The 18,433-nt window shown below is 61.3% G+C and carries 15 protein-coding genes; 5 read left to right on the top strand and 10 right to left on the bottom strand.

The features are described from left to right. Positions 1 to 43: 43 nt before the first annotated feature. The gene (gene leuS, locus AC0Z5Z_RS15075) at positions 44 to 2,650 is read right to left on the bottom strand and encodes a leucine--tRNA ligase (protein WP_485611259.1); all 2,607 of its coding nucleotides are present in this window, start codon (positions 2,648 to 2,650) and stop codon (positions 44 to 46) included. 255 nt (positions 2,651 to 2,905) lie between these two features. Between leuS and AC0Z5Z_RS15070 the strand changes: the two genes are divergently transcribed. Both AC0Z5Z_RS15070 and AC0Z5Z_RS15065 read left to right on the top strand, forming a co-directional pair. Next, on the top strand, positions 2,906 to 3,229 hold the full coding sequence (locus AC0Z5Z_RS15070) for a hypothetical protein (protein WP_024014441.1): 324 nt from the start codon (positions 2,906 to 2,908) through the stop codon (positions 3,227 to 3,229). A gap of 104 nt (positions 3,230 to 3,333) precedes the next feature. Further along, entirely contained in the window at positions 3,334 to 4,095 is a 762-nt protein-coding gene (locus AC0Z5Z_RS15065) for a YdcF family protein (protein ID WP_095181895.1), read from the top strand. Positions 4,096 to 4,211: 116 nt separating this feature from the next. Here the strand turns inward: AC0Z5Z_RS15065 and lnt are convergent, their stop codons facing one another. The 5 genes from lnt to miaB form a co-directional block, all read right to left on the bottom strand. After that, positions 4,212 to 5,735, bottom strand: a complete 1,524-nt coding sequence (lnt, locus tag AC0Z5Z_RS15060) for an apolipoprotein N-acyltransferase (protein ID WP_476249876.1) — start codon at positions 5,733 to 5,735, stop codon at positions 4,212 to 4,214. Between the two features lie 14 nt (positions 5,736 to 5,749). Then, a complete protein-coding gene (locus AC0Z5Z_RS15055; RefSeq protein ID WP_024014438.1) occupies positions 5,750 to 6,589 on the bottom strand; it encodes a CorC family transporter in 840 nt (279 codons plus the stop codon). A 5-nt stretch (positions 6,590 to 6,594) separates the two neighbouring features. Further along, entirely contained in the window at positions 6,595 to 7,089 is a 495-nt protein-coding gene (gene ybeY / locus AC0Z5Z_RS15050; protein WP_252868341.1) for an rRNA maturation RNase YbeY, read from the bottom strand. Next, positions 7,082 to 8,074 (bottom strand): PhoH family protein, encoded by a 993-nt coding sequence (locus tag AC0Z5Z_RS15045; protein ID WP_016773043.1) that lies wholly within the window; start codon positions 8,072 to 8,074, stop codon positions 7,082 to 7,084. The genes ybeY and AC0Z5Z_RS15045 overlap by 8 nt, the downstream gene beginning before the upstream one ends. Before the next feature lie 283 nt (positions 8,075 to 8,357). Further along, positions 8,358 to 9,686 (bottom strand): tRNA (N6-isopentenyl adenosine(37)-C2)-methylthiotransferase MiaB, encoded by a 1,329-nt coding sequence (gene miaB, locus AC0Z5Z_RS15040; protein WP_485611258.1) that lies wholly within the window; start codon positions 9,684 to 9,686, stop codon positions 8,358 to 8,360. Positions 9,687 to 9,818: 132 nt separating this feature from the next. Between miaB and AC0Z5Z_RS15035 the strand changes: the two genes are divergently transcribed. Then, the gene (locus tag AC0Z5Z_RS15035) at positions 9,819 to 10,148 is read left to right on the top strand and encodes a DUF1820 family protein (RefSeq protein WP_016773045.1); all 330 of its coding nucleotides are present in this window, start codon (positions 9,819 to 9,821) and stop codon (positions 10,146 to 10,148) included. Between the two features lie 191 nt (positions 10,149 to 10,339). Here the strand turns inward: AC0Z5Z_RS15035 and AC0Z5Z_RS15030 are convergent, their stop codons facing one another. The 4 genes from AC0Z5Z_RS15030 to AC0Z5Z_RS15015 all read right to left on the bottom strand — a co-directional run bounded on the left by AC0Z5Z_RS15030 (position 10,340) and on the right by AC0Z5Z_RS15015 (position 13,857). Continuing rightward, the gene (locus AC0Z5Z_RS15030) at positions 10,340 to 10,894 is read right to left on the bottom strand and encodes a tetratricopeptide repeat protein (RefSeq protein ID WP_041477733.1); all 555 of its coding nucleotides are present in this window, start codon (positions 10,892 to 10,894) and stop codon (positions 10,340 to 10,342) included. Positions 10,895 to 11,118: 224 nt separating this feature from the next. After that, the gene (gene hemL, locus AC0Z5Z_RS15025) at positions 11,119 to 12,402 is read right to left on the bottom strand and encodes a glutamate-1-semialdehyde 2,1-aminomutase (RefSeq protein WP_485611257.1); all 1,284 of its coding nucleotides are present in this window, start codon (positions 12,400 to 12,402) and stop codon (positions 11,119 to 11,121) included. A gap of 15 nt (positions 12,403 to 12,417) precedes the next feature. Then, positions 12,418 to 13,041: a thiamine phosphate synthase gene (gene thiE, locus AC0Z5Z_RS15020; RefSeq protein ID WP_041477735.1), complete on the bottom strand. Its 624-nt coding sequence runs from the start codon at positions 13,039 to 13,041 to the stop codon at positions 12,418 to 12,420. Positions 13,042 to 13,059: 18 nt separating this feature from the next. Beyond that, positions 13,060 to 13,857 (bottom strand): hydroxymethylpyrimidine/phosphomethylpyrimidine kinase, encoded by a 798-nt coding sequence (locus AC0Z5Z_RS15015; RefSeq protein ID WP_256810293.1) that lies wholly within the window; start codon positions 13,855 to 13,857, stop codon positions 13,060 to 13,062. A 475-nt stretch (positions 13,858 to 14,332) separates the two neighbouring features. Here AC0Z5Z_RS15015 and AC0Z5Z_RS15010 point away from each other — a divergent pair, with 475 nt between their 5' ends. Next, a complete protein-coding gene (locus AC0Z5Z_RS15010) occupies positions 14,333 to 16,684 on the top strand; it encodes a hybrid sensor histidine kinase/response regulator (RefSeq protein ID WP_252876954.1) in 2,352 nt (783 codons plus the stop codon). A gap of 95 nt (positions 16,685 to 16,779) precedes the next feature. After that, on the top strand, positions 16,780 to 18,429 hold the full coding sequence (locus tag AC0Z5Z_RS15005) for an acyl-CoA dehydrogenase family protein (protein ID WP_310220061.1): 1,650 nt from the start codon (positions 16,780 to 16,782) through the stop codon (positions 18,427 to 18,429). The last annotated feature ends 4 nt before the right edge of the window (positions 18,430 to 18,433 follow it).

The raw sequence follows: 18,433 nt of genomic DNA, 5'->3' as shown, positions 1-18,433 counted from the left end.
AAGGTTTTACTGGGTGCCAGGCGAGCCCGGCACCCGATCCAATTTAGCTGGCGACGATGTTGACCAGTTTGCCCGGCACCACGATCACTTTGCGAATGGTCAGGCCATCGACGAAACGCAGCACGTTCTCGTTGATGCGCGCGGCGGCTTCGATCTCTTCGCGAGTGGCACTGGCCGGCATTTCGATCTGCCCGCGCAGCTTGCCGTTGACCTGAATGACCAGGGTCAGGTTGTCCTGCACCAAGGCACTTTCGTCCACGGCCGGCCAGCCTGCATCGATCACCGCATCGGCGTGACCCAACTGCTTCCACAGTTCATGGCTGATGTGCGGAGTGATCGGCGCCAGCAGCAGGGTCACCGCTTCCAGGCCTTCGTGCAGCAGCGCGCGGTCCTGTTCGCTGCCTTGGGCGGCTTTTTCCAGCACGTTCATCAGCGTCATTACCTGGGCGATGGCGGTGTTGAATTTGTGGTTCTGGCCGACGTCATGGCTGGCCTGCTTGATCGCCAGATGGATCGCACGACGCACGGTTTTCTGCTCGTCGCTCAGCGCGGCGATATCCAGTTTGCCCGGCAAGCCCAGGGTGACGTGGGCCTGCGCCAGACGCCAGACGCGCTTGAGGAAGCGGTGCGAGCCTTCAACGCCGGAATCGGACCATTCCGCGCTCATGTCAGGCGGCGAGGCGAACATCATGAACAGGCGGCAGGTGTCGGCGCCGAACTGGTCGATCATCGACTGAGGGTCGACGCCGTTGTTCTTCGACTTGGCCATCTTCTCGGTACCGCCGATTTCCACCGGCAGGCCGTCGGATTTCAGCTTGGCGCTGATCACCTTGGCTTTGCTGTCACGCTCCAGTTCCACGTCTGCCGGGTTGAACCAGGTGTAAGCACCGTTGGCTTCGCGACGATAGTAGGTCTCGGCGATCACCATGCCTTGGGTCAGCAGGTTCTTGAACGGCTCATTGGAGCTGACCAGACCTTCGTCACGCATCAGCTTGTGGAAGAAGCGCGCGTAAAGCAGGTGGAGAATGGCGTGTTCGATACCACCGATGTACTGATCCACCGGCAGCCAGTGATCGGCTGCGGATTTTTCTACCAGGCCACCTTCAAAATGCGGCGAGGCGTAACGGGCGTAGTACCACGACGACTCGACGAAGGTGTCCATCGTGTCGGTTTCACGCTTGGCCGGCGCGCCGCATTTCGGGCAGCTGCATTCGTAGAACTCGGGCATGCGCGCCAGCGGCGAACCGGCGCCGTCCGGCACCACGTCTTCCGGCAACACGACCGGCAGTTGATCTTCCGGCACCGGCACGTCGCCGCACGCGGCGCAATGGATGATCGGGATCGGGCAGCCCCAGTAGCGCTGGCGGCTGATGCCCCAGTCGCGCAGGCGGAACTGGGTGCGCGAGGCGCCCAGTTGTTTCTTGATCAGGGCCACTTCCATGGCGTCGAACGCGCCGGCGAAGTCCAGGCCGTCAAAGTCGCCGGAGTTGATCAGCGTGCCGTGCTCGCCATAGGCGTCCTGCCACGGCGCCGGGTTGGTGTCACCGGAGCTGGTGCGTACCACCGATTTCACCGGCAGGTTGTACTTGTGCGCGAACTCGAAATCGCGCTCGTCGTGCGCCGGAACCGCCATGACTGCGCCGTCGCCGTAATGCATCAGCACGTAGTTGGCGACCCACACCGGGAGCTTTTCGCCGGTCAGCGGGTGCTCGACGAACAGGCCGGTCGGCAGGCCTTTCTTTTCCTGGGTGGCGACATCGGCTTCAGCGACGCTGCCGCCCTTGCATTCAGCGATGAACGCTTGCAGCTCAGGATTGTTCTGCGCGGCCAGGGTGGCCAGCGGGTGCTCGGCAGCGACGGCGACGTAGGTCGCGCCCATCAGGGTGTCCGGACGGGTGGTGAAGACTTTCAGGGTGCCGGCTTCGCCGATCGAATCGACGTTGTACGGGAACTGCACTTCCATGCCACGGGACTTGCCGATCCAGTTGCGCTGCATGGTCTTGACCTGTTCAGGCCAGCCAGTCAGTTCGTCGAGGCTTTCCAGCAGCTCGTCGGCGTAAGCGGTGATCTTGAAGTAGTACATCGGGATTTCGCGCTTTTCGATCAGCGCGCCGGAGCGCCAGCCACGGCCGTCGATGACTTGCTCGTTGGCCAGAACGGTCTGGTCGACCGGGTCCCAGTTCACCGTGCCGTTCTTGCGGTAGATCACGCCTTTTTCGAACAGGCGCGTGAACAGCCATTGTTCCCAGCGGTAGTAGTCCGGCTTGCAGGTGGTCACTTCACGGGACCAGTCCACCGCGAGGCCGAGGCTGCGCAGCTGCGACTTCATGTAGGCGATGTTCTCGTAGGTCCACTTGGCGGGCGCTACGTTGTTTTTCATTGCGGCGTTTTCCGCCGGCATGCCGAACGCATCCCAACCCATTGGCTGCAGAACATTCTTGCCCTGCATGCGCTGGTAGCGCGAGATCACATCGCCAATGGTGTAGTTGCGCACGTGGCCCATGTGCAGCTTGCCGCTGGGGTAAGGGAACATCGACAGGCAGTAGTAGGTTTCCTTGCCTGGCTGTTCACTGACTTCAAAGGACTTTTGCTCATCCCAGAACGACTGGGCGGCGGCTTCGATCTCACGTGGCTGATATTGTTCGTGCATGGCTACTTTTGTACTGGATAGGGGTGGCCTAATCCTCTTCGACGGCAGCATCCGGGATGGCCCGGGTGCGCTGGAAGTGGAATGACAGGAAGCGCCGTAGCATACATGACCGCGCTTGGCCGAGGGAAACCCTGATTACAGCTGTTTGCCCGACCTTTTGGACGACGAGGGCCGTTGGTCGCGGCGTGTAGCCGGTTCGTGCAGCGAAGCTAAGCTCTAATTGGGGAGTGAGTCTTATCTTCAATGAGGTGAGGGATGGTGGAGCAACGGAAAAAGAACGTAACGAAACCCGAGTTGTATGAAAGGTTGATCGATCGTCTGGGCATGGCGCTGGACGCCGTGAAAACCGCTGACCGGCTGCGCGACGAGCGCCCCCTGGAACTGGAATTGCGTGGCTTGAGCCCCGCCGAGTTCAAACTGGTCAAGGCCTATCTGGATCGCAGTGAACGTGAAACGCAGGGATGCCTGTCTCAAGCAGTGAAGCAACTCGATGCAGCACATTCGGCCAAGGTCATCTGGCTCAAGGACAAGGCGCCGCGCAGAGACACCGGCAAGGTGCGCTCTGTACAGGCCAAGTAAGCACATGGCAGGTCAGGAAACGGATCTTTTGCAACAGGATCCCGCCTAATGGTTGTAACGCGTAATCAACACTTTTAGGCTTCGGGCATCTTTGGAGATGCCCGATGCCCTTTCGCTATTTCATCAAACAACTTTTATTGCCGCCCGGCATTCTTTTGCTGCTGTTGCTGGTCGCCTGGTGGCTGCGCCGTTCGCGGCCACGCCTGGCTGGCGTGTGTTTTGCCGTCGGTTTTGGTGGCCTGCTGCTGATGAGCCTGCCGGTGGTCGTGCAGTGGAGCGCCAAGGCGCTGGAGCGTGAGCCGCCGCTGGCGCGGTCAGAATGGACGACCCTGGCGCAACGTGCCGATGCGATTGTGGTGCTGGGCTCGGGACGCGAGCGCGGTGACATCGCCTGGGGCGAAGACCAGCCAACCGGCATCGGACTGGAGCGGCAGCGTTACGCGGCGCGCCTGGCCAAGGCCTCGGGCTTGCCGATCCTGACCAGCGGCGGCCTGCACTACGGCACGCCGCCGACCGAAGCGAAATTGATGGCAGATTCGTTGCGTGATGATTTCGACGTAACGGTGCGCTGGCAGGAAGGCGAGAGCCGCACCACATGGGAGAACGCGAAGATGACGGCAGATATCCTCTTGCCGCAGGGGATCAAGCGGGTCGTCGTGGTGACGCAGGCGTGGCACATGCCGCGTGCAGTGTGGAGCTTTGAGCAGGCGGGTTTCGAGGTGGTGCCGGCGCCGGTGGGTTTCCTCGGTACGGATAACGCTCGCCCGTTTGGCGGCTGGTTGCCGGAATTCAAGTCGATCTGGCAGAGCGGGCAATTGCTCAATGAAGCGGTGGGGCAGGTGGGGTACTCGTTGTTTTACCGCTGAAGATCATTGTGGCGAGGGGATTTATCCCCGATGGGGCGCGTAGCGACCCCTCTCTTACCTTCAGAAGAGGGGACTGCTGCGCACTCCAGCGGGGATAAATCCCCTCGTCATATTTCTCAGAGGGTCTTCGACATCCGGCTGGCCATCAGCGCCCAGCCAAACAGCAGCAGGCACAACGCGATCAACGGCCACGAGCGCCATTGCAGATACGGCGTCAGATCGTGCATCGGTACCACTTCGCCGTACAGCACACCTTGTTCGAACTGCGGAATCTGTTCGGTGATCTGCCCGAACGGGTTGATCAGGCCAGTAACGCCGTTGTTGGTCGCGCGGATCATCCAGCGTCCGGCTTCCAGCGCGCGCATCTGTGCCATCTGTAAATGCTGCAGCGGGCCGATCGACGTGCCGAACCAGGTGTCGTTGCTGATCGTCAGCAGCAGGTCGCTGCGTGCCGACAGCCCGGCGGCGAATTCCGGATAGACCACCTCGTAGCAGATGAACGGTGCAATCTGGTAACCCTTGGCTTGCAAGAGCGCTTGATCCGACGGGCCGCGGGCGAAGTCCGACATCGGCAGGTCGAAGAACGCGATCAAGCCGCGCAACACGTCCTGCAACGGCACGTACTCGCCGAACGGCACCAGTTTCTGCTTCAGGTAAGTGCCGTCGCCTTCGCCGACCACGGTGATGCCGTTGAAGAAGCGCCGTTCGTGATGCACGGTCTGGCGGATCGGCACACCGGTGATCAACGCTGATTTACGCTCGGCGGCGAAGTTGCCCATCATCGTCAGGTAGCCCTCGGCGGACTCCTTCAACACCGGCACGGCGGTTTCCGGCCAGATCAGCAGATCGACCGGTTTGGAGCGGAAGCTCAGATCACGGTACAGCGCCAGTTGCGCGTTGAGCTCGGCCGGGTCCCATTTCATGCTCTGCGCGACGTTGCCCTGAATTGCGGCCACGGTCAGCGGTGCGCCGGACGGGCTGGTCCACGCGTGGCCTTTGAGGGCGATGCCTGCTACCCAAGGCCCCGCCAGAAGTACCACACCGGCCGCGATGAAAACCTTGCGACGAGCCTGCAACAAGCGCGGCGCGTTGTAGATCAGCGCTGCGGTCAGTGCCAGAACAAACGAGACCAGCCACATCCCGCCCACCGGCGCCAGCCCGGCCAGCGGGCCGTCGAGCTGGCTGTAACCGGAATAAAGCCATGGGAAACCGGTGAGGAACCAGCCGCGAAAGGCTTCCTGGCCGACCCACAACGCCGCAAACGCCAAGGCATCCGCCAGCGGTGCTTCGTTACGCCGCAACCAGCGTGCCCACAGCCACGCGGGCAGGGCGAAGAACCAGGCAATCGCCGCGGTGAACAGCAGCATCAGGAACCCGGCGAGCAACACCGAAGCGCCACCAAAGTGGTGGATGCTGTAATAGATCCAACTGGTGCCGGCACCGAACAGGCCGAAGCCGAAGCACCAGCCACGGCCGAGCGCCTGACGCGGGCTCAGCTCACGCAAACCGGCATAGAACAGACCAACCGCCAGCAATGCCAGCGGCCAGATGTCGAACGGTGCGAGAGCGAATGTGGTGATTGCACCGGCCGCCACGGCCAGCAGGTTACCGGGCCAGCCGGGGCGGGTTGTCCAGCGCATTTCAGTCCTTAGAATTAACGAGCGATAGGCGTCAGTCGCAGCAAATGAATCCGACGGCTGTCGGCGTTCAGGATGCGGAAACGATAAGCGCCGATTTCAGTGGTTTCGTTGCGTTTTGGCAAGTGCCCGAACGCGCTCATCACCAGGCCGCCGACGGTGTCGAATTCGTCGTCGGAGAACTCGCTGTCGAAGAACTCATTGAAGTTCTCGATCGGCGTCAGCGCCTTGATCAGGAAATCACCGCTGGGCAGCGGCTTGATGTAGCTGTCTTCTTCGACGTCGTGCTCGTCCTCGATGTCGCCGACGATCTGCTCGAGCACGTCTTCGATGGTCACCAGACCGGCCACACCGCCGTATTCGTCGATGACGATGGCCATGTGGTTGTGGTTGGCGCGGAACTCACGCAGCAACACGTTCAGACGCTTGGACTCCGGCACGAAGGTGGCCGGGCGCAGCAGGTCCTTGATGTTGAAGCTGTCGCCGTTCTCCTTGAGGATCAGCGGCAGCAGATCCTTGGCCAGCAGCACGCCCATCACGTCGTCATGGCTTTCGCCGATGACCGGATAGCGCGAGTGGGCCGAGTCGACCACGGCGGGGAGGAATTCGCGGGGTGTCTGGGTCGCCTTGATGCTGACCATCTGCGAGCGCGGCACCATGATGTCGCGCACTTGCAGGTCAGCCACCTGGATGGCGCCTTCGACGATGGCCAGCGCTTCGCTGTCCAGCAGTTTGTTCTGATGTGCATCACGCAGCAGCTCGAGGAGCTCCTGACGGTTCTTCGGCTCGTGGGCAAAAGCCTGGGTCAGTTTACCCAGCCATGACTTCTGCCCGTTGCTCGATCGATCTTCGCTCATAGCGATTACTCTGAATCCTTTGTTGTAACGATGGGGGAGTGTTCGGTTTCGTCGTCCGCGTACGGATCGGGATAGCCCAGTTCAGCAAGCAACTCGCGTTCCAGTGCTTCCATTTCCTCGGCTTCGTCGTCATCTATATGGTCGTAACCCAACAGATGCAAGCAGCCGTGAATGACCAGATGTGCCCAGTGCGCCTTTAGTTCCTTGCCCTGCTCGGCGGCTTCGCGTTCGACCACGGCCACGCAGATGACCAGATCGCCGAGCAGCGGGATATCGAGAAACTCGTCAGGCACTTCCGCCGGGAACGACAACACGTTGGTCGCGTAGTCCTTGTGGCGCCAGGTGTGATTGAGCTCGCGGCCTTCTTCCTCGTCGACCAGACGAATGGTCATTTCCGAATCAGCGGTGCGCTGGCGCAGGGCCAGTTCGCACCACTGGCGGAACTCGGCTTCACTCGGCGCGCTGGCCTCAGTGGCGATTTGCAGATCCAGCTCAAGCATCGCGCGAGGCTTCCTTCGCGGCTTCGGCACGGGTTTCGAAGCGCTCGTAGGCCTCGACAATCCGCTGCACCAACGGGTGGCGCACGACGTCCTTGGGCTGGAAGTGGGTGAAGCTGATGCCCGGCACGTCTTTGAGCACTTCGATCACATGGTGCAGCCCGGACTTGGTGCCGCGCGGCAGGTCGACCTGGGTGATGTCACCGGTGATCACGGCGGTGGAGCCGAAGCCGATGCGCGTGAGGAACATCTTCATCTGCTCGACGGTGGTGTTCTGGCTTTCGTCGAGAATGATGAAGCTGTTGTTCAGCGTACGACCGCGCATGTAGGCCAGCGGCGCGACTTCGATCACCTGTTTCTCGATCAGCTTGGCGACGTATTCGAAACCGAGCATTTCGTACAGCGCGTCGTAGAGCGGGCGCAGGTACGGGTCGATCTTCTGCGACAGATCGCCGGGCAGGAAGCCGAGCTTTTCTCCCGCTTCGACTGCCGGACGCACCAGCAGGATGCGGCGGATCTGCTCGCGCTCCAGCGCATCCACCGCGCAGGCCACGGCCAGATAGGTCTTGCCGGTACCGGCCGGGCCGATGCCGAAATTGATGTCGTTGCCGAGGATTTCCTTCACGTAGCGCTGCTGATTCAAGCCGCGCGGGCGAATCATGCCTTTCTTGGTGCGCAGGGCGACTGTCGCTTCGGCAGGGGCCGGGTTGTCGATATCTGCTGATTCCTGAATGAACAGGTGCACCAGGTCTGGCGACAGCTCGGTACCCTTGGTTTCCCGGTACAGGCGGCGCAGCAGGTTTTCCGCGGACGTGGTGAGTTTTGGATCGCCAATCAACTCGAACTGGTTTCCGCGATTGCGGATCTCGATGGCCAGGCGCTGTTCGATCAAGCGCAAATGCTCGTCGAATTGCCCGCACAGATTGGCGAAGCGGCGAGCCTCAAAAGGCTCGAGGAGAAAACGATGTGGTTCGATGGGTGCGTTCAAGGTCGTATTTAGCCGCCCTGGGGCAATGAGGATGAAATCAAGGATAACGCCAGTGGCCTGGGTGCGAAAGCTCTTAAATATCGACGCTGCTTTCGAACCCATTCTCTGTGGCTGGCGGGGTCATTTGTGGTGAGGGGATTTATCCCCGATGGGACGCGAAGCGGTCCTGAAACCATTATCAGAGGTGTATCAGATCACCCGGAGTGCAGGTTTTGGGTCGGCTGCGCCAACCATCGGGGATAAATCCCCTCACCACAGAAGCCCCATCCACAATGCGATGGTGTTATTGAACCAGCGAACCACGCAGCGAGTGCGGTTGCGCGGCGTCGATGTGCACATCGGCGAACTGGCCGATCAGGGTGGGATTGTCGCAGCGGAAGTTGACGATACGATTATTCTCGGTGCGGCCCTGGAGCTCGCCCGGGTCTTTCTTCGAATAATCGGTCACCAGAATGCGCTGGATCGAGCCGACCATTTGTCGGCTGATCTCGAAGCCCTGCTGATTCAGACGATGTTGCAGCGCGTTCAGACGTTCTTTCTTCAATTCTTCCGGTGTGTCATCGGCCAGATCGGCAGCGGGCGTGCCCGGGCGCTGGCTGTAGACGAACGAGTAGGAGAAATCGAAGCCGACATCGGCAATCAGCTTCATGGTCTGCTCGAAGTCTTTCTCGGTTTCACCGGGGAAGCCGACGATGAAGTCCGAACTGATGCAGATCCCCGGCACGGCAGCGCGCAATTTGCGCAGCTTGGATTTGTACTCCAGCGCCGTGTGGTTGCGCTTCATCGCCGCGAGAATCCGGTCGGAGCCCGACTGCACCGGCAAGTGCAAGTGCTTGACCAGTTCCGGCACTTCGGCGTGGGCCTGGATCAGGCTGTCGGAGAACTCCAGCGGGTGCGACGTGGTGTAGCGGATGCGGTCGATGCCATCGACAGCGGCGACCACGCGGATCAGTTCGGCCAGATCGGCCAGGCGACCGTCGTGTGTCTGGCCGCGATAGCCGTTGACGTTCTGCCCGAGCAAGGTCACTTCACGCACGCCGTGTTCGGCAAGGTGAATGATTTCCGCGATCACGTCGTCGAACGGCCGGCTGACTTCTTCACCACGGGTATACGGCACCACGCAGAAGGTGCAGTACTTGCTGCAACCTTCCATCACTGACACATAAGCGCTCGGGCCGTCGACACGCGGCTCGGGCAGGTGGTCGAATTTTTCGATTTCCGGAAACGACACGTCGACCTGCGGCAGCTTGCTGCTGCGCGCGGCGTCGATCATTTCCGGCAGACGGTGCAGGGTCTGCGGGCCGAACACCACGTCGACGTACGGAGCGCGATCGCGAATCGCTGCGCCTTCCTGGCTGGCCACGCAACCGCCGACGGCGATGACCATGTCCGGGTTGGCCAGCTTCAGTTCGCGCCAGCGGCCGAGCTGCGAATACACACGATCCTGCGCGCGTTCGCGGATCGAGCAGGTGTTGAGCAGAATCACGTCGGCGTCTTCCGCGCGGGCGGTGACTTCCAGGGCCTGATGTTCGCCCAGCAGATCGACCATGCGCGAGCTGTCGTACTCGTTCATCTGGCAACCGTGGGTTTCGATGTAAAGCTTCTTGGCCATGGATTCGGGTCGTCACGTGATTCAAAGAACCGCGCATTATAGGGAACAAGCCGTCAGGTTCCTACCGCTGTGCGTCCGGTGGCTATGCTATAGTTCGCGCCCTCATTTTTACCCCGATGTTATCCGCCCGCCATGACCAAACGCGAAGCTCCAATCTACAAGGTGATTTTCCTCAACCAGGGCCAGGTGTTCGAAATGTACGCCAAGCAGATCTATCAAAGTGATCTGTGGGGTTTCCTGGAAGTTGAAGAATTCGTCTTTGGCGAGCGTACGCAAATGGTCGTCGATCCGAGCGAAGAAAAGCTCAAGGCGCAATTCGAAGGCGTGGTGCGCAGCTTTGTGCCGATGCATTCGATCGTGCGCATCGATGAAGTCGAACGTCTGGGTACACCGAAAATCAGCGAAGCCCGTGGCGCGGTCGGCAATGTCATGCCGTTTCCGATGCCGATGCCTGAAAAGTAACAGCAGATTCTGGATTGGGATGAGTTTGTGGTGAGGGGGGGTAGCGAAACGTCGCACCGCCCCGTTGGGCTGCGAAGCAGTCGCAGCTCCATTCAGTAAGGTGTGTCAGACAGAATCGGGTTGCAGGTTTTGGGGCCGCTTCGCAGCCCAGCGGGGATAAATCCCCTCGCCACAGGCCATCTCCACAGCGCTTATGGAAGTGGGGAGAATGGCGTACGCCCATCGGCGTTCTGCAGTTCCATCAGGTATTTGCGGAAAATCTGCCCGAGCACCTGAGTGGCGGTTTCGAGATCTTCGCGGGACATCTTTTCCGAGACTTCGTCGGCCGTGTCCAGCGCCTCTTCGGCACCGTTGACCGCTGCCATCTTCAGCACGATGTAGGCCTGGATATTATTGGCCTGCACACCTTCACCGTGGAAGAACATGCTGCCGAGCTTGTATTGCGCCTGGGCGTGGCCTTGCAACGAGGCCTTTTCGAAATAGCTCAGGGCTTGATTGAGGTCGCGCGGCGCGTTCTTGCCGTCGTAGTAGAACTCACCCAACTCGTATTGCGCTTGCGCGTCCCCTTCGTCCGCCGCTTTCTGGCAGGCGGCCAGTGCCTGCGTGACGTCTTGCGGCTGAGTATTGAGGGTGCAACGACCCATCGCCGGGATCAACAACGAGTTGCCGCCTGCTTGTGCATGCGCGAGCAGGGGCTGAAGGAGCAACAGGCAGCCCAATGCAAGGGTGCGGCCGGTGCGGTTCATGGGAATCGACTTACCTCTGAAGGGCACGCGGACCCGTCGAGGGATCCAATAAGCGCGCATTATGAAATAAGCAGGGCCAACCTTACAAAGTCTTTACTCGTTTTTCTGCTGCGTGGGGAATATATCGCCCGATTCGGGCAGGATTTTCGCAGGCATGTCGGAAAAACCGAGCGGATGTAGGCGAAAGCTGACGCTGGCCATAGCCAACGTCAGCGGTACGGCGATTATTTCAATGCGGCGAAGGCGCGCTCGGCAGCGTCCAGCGTCAGTTGCAGCTCGGCTTCGCCATGGGCGATCGAGGTGAAACCGGCTTCGAAAGCGCTCGGCGCCAGGTACACGCCACCTTCCAGCATCAGGTGGAAGAAGCGACCGAACATTGCTGCATCGCTGGCCATCACGTCGTCGAAGGTGACGATGTCATCGGCGCCGCTGAAGTACAGACCGAACATGCCGCCGGCCTGGGTGGTCACGAACGGGATGCCCGCAGCATCGGCACGCTGTTGCAGACCGTCGAGCATGCGCGCGGTGTAGTCGGTCAATTCAGCGTGGAAACCCGGGCGGCTGATCAGACGCAAGGTCGTCAGGCCGGCAGCCATCGCCAGCGGATTACCCGACAACGTACCTGCCTGATACACCGGACCGAGCGGGGCGATGCGCTGCATGATCTCGCGCTTGCCACCGAAGCAGCCCACCGGCATGCCGCCGCCGATGATCTTGCCGAACGTGGTCAGGTCCGGCGTCACGCCGTAGTGCGCCTGGGCACCGCCGAGGGCGACGCGGAAACCGGTCATCACTTCGTCAAAAATCAACACCACGCCGTGCTTGTCGCACAGCGAACGCAGGCCTTCGAGGAAGCCCGGCGCTGGCGGCACGCAGTTCATGTTGCCGGCGACCGGCTCGACGATGATGCACGCCACCTCTTTGCCCACTTCGGCGAGCATCGCTTCAACCGCGTCGATGTCGTTGAACGGCAGGGTCAGGGTGTGTTTGGCGAACGCTGCAGGCACGCCGGCCGAGCTCGGTACGCCCTGGGTCAGAGCGCCGGAACCGGCCTTGACCAGCAGGCTGTCGGAGTGGCCGTGGTAGCAGCCTTCGAATTTGATGATGCTGTCGCGACCGGTGTAACCACGGGCCAGTCGGATCGCGCTCATGGTCGCTTCGGTGCCGGAGCTGACCATGCGCACCATCTCCATCGACGGCACCAGCGAGCAGACCAGATCGGCCATCTCGGTTTCCATCGACGTCGGTGCGCCGTAGGACAGGCCGTGTTGCAGCTGATTGCGCACCGCGTCGAGCACGTCCGGATGGCTGTGGCCAAGGATCATCGGCCCCCACGAACCCACGTAATCGACATAACGCTTGTCATCTTCGTCGGTGACGTAAGCGCCTTCGGCGTGTTTGAAGAACAGCGGGGTGCCGCCAACGCTCTTGAACGCGCGCACCGGCGAGTTGACGCCGCCGGGGATGTGTTTTTGAGCATTGGCAAACAGGGTTTCGGAACGAGACATGATCGGGCTCTCAAATCAGATTTTCAGAAGTTCGTTGAAGGCGCGGGCGCGACGGGTCACTTCGGCGCTGCTCTCGGCGCCGAACAAACCGTGGATCACGGCGAGCAGATCGACACCGTGCTCGACCAGTGGCGCGGCGTTATCGAGGGTGATCCCGCCAATCGCGCAGACCGGCAAGTGCAGCGTGCGCTTGGCTTCGTCGAGCAAGTCGAGGCTGCAGCTTGGTGCACCGGGTTTGGTGGTGGAATTGAAGAAGCGGCCGAAGGCGACATAACTCGCACCTTCTTTAGCGGCTTGTTCGGCCAGGGCGATTTGCCCGTGACAAGTCGAACCGATGATCGCTTTCGAGCCGAGCAGCGCGCGGGTCGGCGACAGCGGGCCGTCGGTCTGGCCCAAGTGCACGCCAACATTGAGGCGCGCGGCCAATTCGGCGTCGTCGTTGATGATCAACTGCGTCTTGTAGCGCTCGCACAAGTTGCGCAGCGTTTCGGCCTCGCGCAGACGGCGGGCCTCGTCGCTGCTCTTGTCGCGGTATTGCAGCAGGGTGACGCCGCCGTCGAGCGCCGCCTCCACGTAAGACAGAAACTTGCCGGCCAGCAACTGGCTGTCGGTAATGGCATACAGGCCACGTAGTTTCATCGGGCAGACCTCACGACGTTACGAGCAGAAATCCAGCGGCAGGCGACGCGGCACGAACTGGCCTTTGCCCAGTTGTTCGGCATCGCGCAAAGTGCGCCAGGTGTAATCCAGCGCACTGCGCACGGCACTGGCCAGGTGTTCGCCCTGAGCCAGGCGACCGGCGAGGGCGCTGGCCAGCGTACAACCGGAGCCGTGATAGCTGCCCGGCAGGCGCTGGCAGATAAAGGTTTCGCGCAGGCCGTCGCGGCTGTACACGCGGTTGTGGATTTCAGTTTCGTCGCCATGGCCGCCGGTGATCAGCAGGTTTTTGACAAATGGCAGGAGTTTTTCTGCGCACTCGTCGGCCGTGCCTTCGGGCAGTTCGGCGAGGATGCGCGCTTCAGGAAGATTGGGCGTGGCAATGATCGACAGCGGCAGCAGACGCTCGCGCATCGCATAGCCGACCTCGTCCTTGCCCAGGCGTCCGCCGCCGCCGGCACGCAGCACCGGGTCGCAGACCACCGGCAGATGCGGGTGCGCCGAGAGCAGTTCGACGACCGTGTCGACCATCTCCAGCGAACCGAGCATGCCCAGTTTCACTGCGGCGACTTCGGAGTCGTTGAGCACGGCGTTGGCCTGGGCCAGTACCCATTCACGGTCGAGGACGCGGAAGTCACTGACGTTGACGGTGTCTTGCACGGTCAGGGCGGTGACGGCCGGAGCCGCATGGCAACCCTGCGCGAGCAAGGCTTCGATATCTGCCTGCAAGCCGGCGCCACCACTGGGGTCGTGGCCGGAGAGACAGAGGACAACGGGGCGGGAGCTGTAGATATTCATGGTGCGCGAGCTTACCACCAAAGCTGATTTTGGGGTTCAGTACTCACGGTGTTTGCGAGCAGATTGTCGGACAACCCCGCAGTCTTTATTTGGAGCACATTTGTGGCGAGGGGATTTATCCCCGTTGGGCTGCGAAGCGGCCTCAAACCCTGCAATCCGGTTCTTTCTGACACACCTCGCTGGATGGACTGGCGACTGCTTCGCAGCCGAACGGGGATAAATCCCCTCGCCACAATTGGTCATCTATCAAGGAGGCTGTCGTCGCGAGTTGACCAACCCAACAGCTCTATCTCGGTGCTTTGCCCTGGAACGCCCGTTCTAGAGCCGTTGTAGGAAAAATTTCCATGGTGCTCAATGGCCATCAACGGCTATGCTAGGCTGGATCCAAACAATCACAGGTAATACCGGTTTTACGTCTACTCAAAGGGAATGGGGGGCTTCCTGACACAACCGGACGAGCCACGCTGGGGCTTCAATGCGCTATTTGCTGATGTTGCTGTTCTGCTTGCCCCTCATGGCGAGCGCTGTCGAATTCGACGAATTCACCCAAAGCCTGCCACTGGGCCGATCGCTGCAAGTGTTCGAAGACCCGAGCGGTCAGGCGACGATTGCCGACGTCCGCGCGCAAGACGCCGCCGGCCAGTTCAAAGCCCACGACAAAGCCACGCTCAACGCCGGTTACTCGCGTTCGGCGTTCTGGCTGAAGATCGACCTGCATTACCGCCCGAGCAACCCGGCCGCCCAGCGCACCTGGCTGCTGGAACTGGCGTATCCGCCGCTTGATCACCTCGATCTGTACTTGCCTGGCGCCAACGGCGAATACCGGCTGGTGCGCCAGACCGGCGATGCCTTGCCCTTCGCCAGTCGCGAGATCCGCCAGAACAACTACCTGTTCGACCTTCCCTTCAAACCGGATCAACAGCAGACGCTGTACCTGCGACTGGCCAGCGAAGGCTCGATCCAGGCGCCGGTGACGTTGTGGTCGAGCAGCGCATACCTCGAAGACCAACCGGTGCGCCTGTATGTACTCGGCATCATTTATGGCGTGCTGCTGGGGATGCTGGTCTACAACCTGTTCATCTACTTGAGCGTGCGCGACACCAGTTACCTCTATTACATCTTCTATATCGGCTCGTTCGGCCTCTATCAATTGTCGGTCAATGGCGCGGCGGTCGAGTATTTCTGGCCGGACAACCCATGGTGGGCCAACGCCGCGACGCCGTTCTTCATCGGTTGCGCCGGGCTGTTCGGCAGCCAGTTCGCCCGCAGTTTCCTGCAGACCAAGACCCACAGCCCCTGGCTGGATCGCTTGCTGATCGGCCTGATTGCCTTCAGTGCGCTGGTGATCGGCCTGTCGCTGATGACCAGTTATGCCCTGGCCCTGCGCCTGGCGACCACACTGGCGCTGACCTTCACCGTGGTGATCTTTGCCGCCGGGATTCTTGCCTGGTGGCGCGGCCTGCGTGTGGCGCGTTACTTCATCATCGCCTGGTCGGCATTCCTGCTCGGCGGCATCGTCAATACGCTGATGGTGCTGGGCCTGCTGCCCAACGTGTTCCTGACCATGTACGCCAGCCAGATCGGCTCGGCCATCGAGGTGGCGCTGCTGTCGCTGGCGCTGGCCGACCGCATCAACGCGATGCGCGAACAACAGGCGCAGACCTTGTTCGACGCCGGGCAGAAACTCGAAGTGCTCAACCAGCAACTGGCCCACAGCAACAAGCTCAAGGATGAATTCCTCGCGACGTTGACCCACGAACTGCGCACGCCGATGAACGGCGTGATCGGTTCGCTGGAACTGATGCAGACCGTCGACCTCGATCCCGAGCTTGAGCAATATCAACAAACCGCCGCCGGTTCTGCTCGCGACATGATGCGCATGGTCAATGGCATCCTCACGCTCACTGAATTGCAGGCCGGCAAACTCAAGGCGACGCCGGGCAGTTTCAGCCTGCGCGCAGTGGTCGAGGCGTTGCGCGTGCAGTTCGAAGGTAATGCAGCGAGCAAGTCGCTGGACTTCAAGGTCGAGGTGCTGCCGACCCTGCCGGATCGCTTGCTCGGCGACAGCGCGAAACTGGCGCAGTGCCTGGAATGCCTGCTGGACAATGCGATCAAGTTCACCCGCGTCGGCGGGCTGGCACTGCGCGTTACCGGGCGGCCGTCGGCGGATGAGCGCATGGCGCTGTCGTTTGCGGTGATCGACACCGGTATCGGTTTCACTGATCTGGGCGAGGCGACCCTGTATCAGCGTTTCTTCCAGCTCGATGGTTCGATGACTCGCGAATACGGCGGCCTGGGGGTGGGGCTGGCGATCTGTCGGCAGCTGGTCGAATTGCTCGGCGGCAAACTCACCCATCGTTCCGAGCCGGGACGCGGCAGCCGCTTCCAGCTCGATGTCGAATTCGAACTGCCGGTGATCGAAGCGCCTGCGGATCAGCCGACCCGCGATTGCATTCGTGCGCCGCAGGACTGCACGGTGCTGCTGGTGGACGACAACAGCGTCAATCAACTGGTCATGCGTGGCATGTTGCTCAAGCTCGGTTTCCGCGTGCGCAGCGCTGACAACGGCGCCGCCGCGCTGGACTGCCTGCAACGGGAAAGCTTCGATGCGGTGCTGATCGATTGCCAGTTGCCCCGCCACGAAGGCGCATCGCTGTGCTGCCAGATCCATGCATTGCCGGGCTGTGCGCACTTGCCGGTATTCATGCTGGCGCTGGGTGCGGATCGCGAGCAATGCGCCCCGGGCGCGCCTATCGACTATCTGCACAAACCGGTCAAATTCGAGGATCTGCAGGCTGCATTACAGCGCCGCGTGCTCAGTTGCTGATGGGGTAAAAGCGCCGCAAAAACGGCGTCTATGACACTTTGTTCAAAAAAGCACCAGTGCTTAACTGGTGCCATTGCTGAACACGGAGCGCCGTCATGAACCTGCATCAGTTCGCCGAAACCCACGAAGTCACCAATCAGCCGCCGTCGCTGGATGGCACCAACCTGTACCGCATCGACCTGCCGCTGCAAGAGTGGTCGCGGCGTTTTGGCGCCGATTGGGCCGAGTCGCGCATCGATGCCTATGGCGCACTCGCGGGTGGGCCTTTGATGGAAGCGGGGTTTCTCGCCAACCAGAACAAACCGGTGTTTGCCAGCCATGATCGCTACGGTCACCGCATCGATCTGGTCGAATTTCACCCTGCCTACCACGAGCTGATGCGCACGGCGATCGAGCATGGCCTGACCTCGCTGCCGTGGGCGCACCCGCAGGACGGCGCACATGTCGCCCGCGCGTCGATGACCTATCTGCACAGCCAGGCCGAGGCCGGCAGTGGTTGCCCGTTGACCATGACTTTCGCCAGCGTGCCGGCCCTGCGCTTGCAGCCGGACCTGGCCGAACAGTGGCTGCCGAAAGTCCTCGCCACCGACTACGACCCGCGCAACGTCGGCATGGCGCACAAGGCCGGCGTGACCATCGGCATGGCGATGACCGAGAAGCAGGGCGGCACCGATGTTCGCGCCAACACCACCAAGGCTTATCCGGTCGGCGCCAGCGGCCCGGGTCAGGCTTATGAACTGGTCGGGCACAAGTGGTTCTGCTCGGCGCCGATGTGCGACGCCTTCCTGACATTGGCGCAAACCGACAAGGGCTTGAGTTGCTTCCTGCTGCCGCGCCATCGCCCGGACGACACGCGCAATCAGTTCTACATCCAGCGTCTGAAAAACAAACTCGGCAACCAGTCCAACGCCTCCAGCGAAGTGGAGTTTCGTGGGGCGCTGGCGTGGATGATCGGCGAAGAAGGGCGCGGCGTACCGACCATTATCGAAATGGTGGCGATGACCCGCTTCGATTGCATGGTCGGCTCCAGCTCGCTGATGCGCCAGGCACTGACCCAGGCCAGCCATCACTGCGCGCACCGCAAGGTCGGCGGCAAATTGCTCAGCGAGCAACCGCTGATGCAAAACGTACTCGCCGATCTGGCCCTGGAGAGCGAAGCGGCGCTGGCCCTGAGTCTGCGCATGGGCAAGGCGCTCGATCATCTGGATGATCGCCACGAAGCGCAATTCGCGCGGCTGGTGACGGCGGTGGGCAAATACTGGATATGCAAACGTGCGCCAGGAATGATCAACGAAGCCGCCGAATGCATGGGCGGTGCTGGATACGTCGAGGACAGCATCCTGCCGCGCCTGTACCGCGAAGCGCCGGTGAATTCGACGTGGGAAGGGTCGGGGAATGTGCAATGTCTCGACGTGCTGCGCGCATTGTCAAAAGAACCGGGCGTGCTCGATGTGCTGTTCAGCGAACTGGGCGACGGCCATGGCGACAAGCGTCTGGCTGCGCATATCCAGCAGTTGCAGGCGCAATTCAAGGACACCAGTGATATTCAGTATCGGGCGCGGCAGTTGACCGAGGACATTGCGCTCGGTTTGCAGGCCAAGCTGTTGCTCGAGGCGGGCAACTCGGTGGTCAGTGATGCCTTCATTGCCAGCCGTCTGAGCGGTGGAGGTCGCGTCTACGGCGCGTTGCCGCGTGGGCTGGACGTCGAAGCCATCGTCGCGCGCTCGACTCCACAGCTTTTCTGACCGC

It is taken from the genome of Pseudomonas sp. 1L-E-NC-VB-C3, assembly GCF_057291535.1.
Note: the sequence above shows the minus strand (reverse complement) of the source record. Positions and strands in the feature narration are given on the sequence as shown.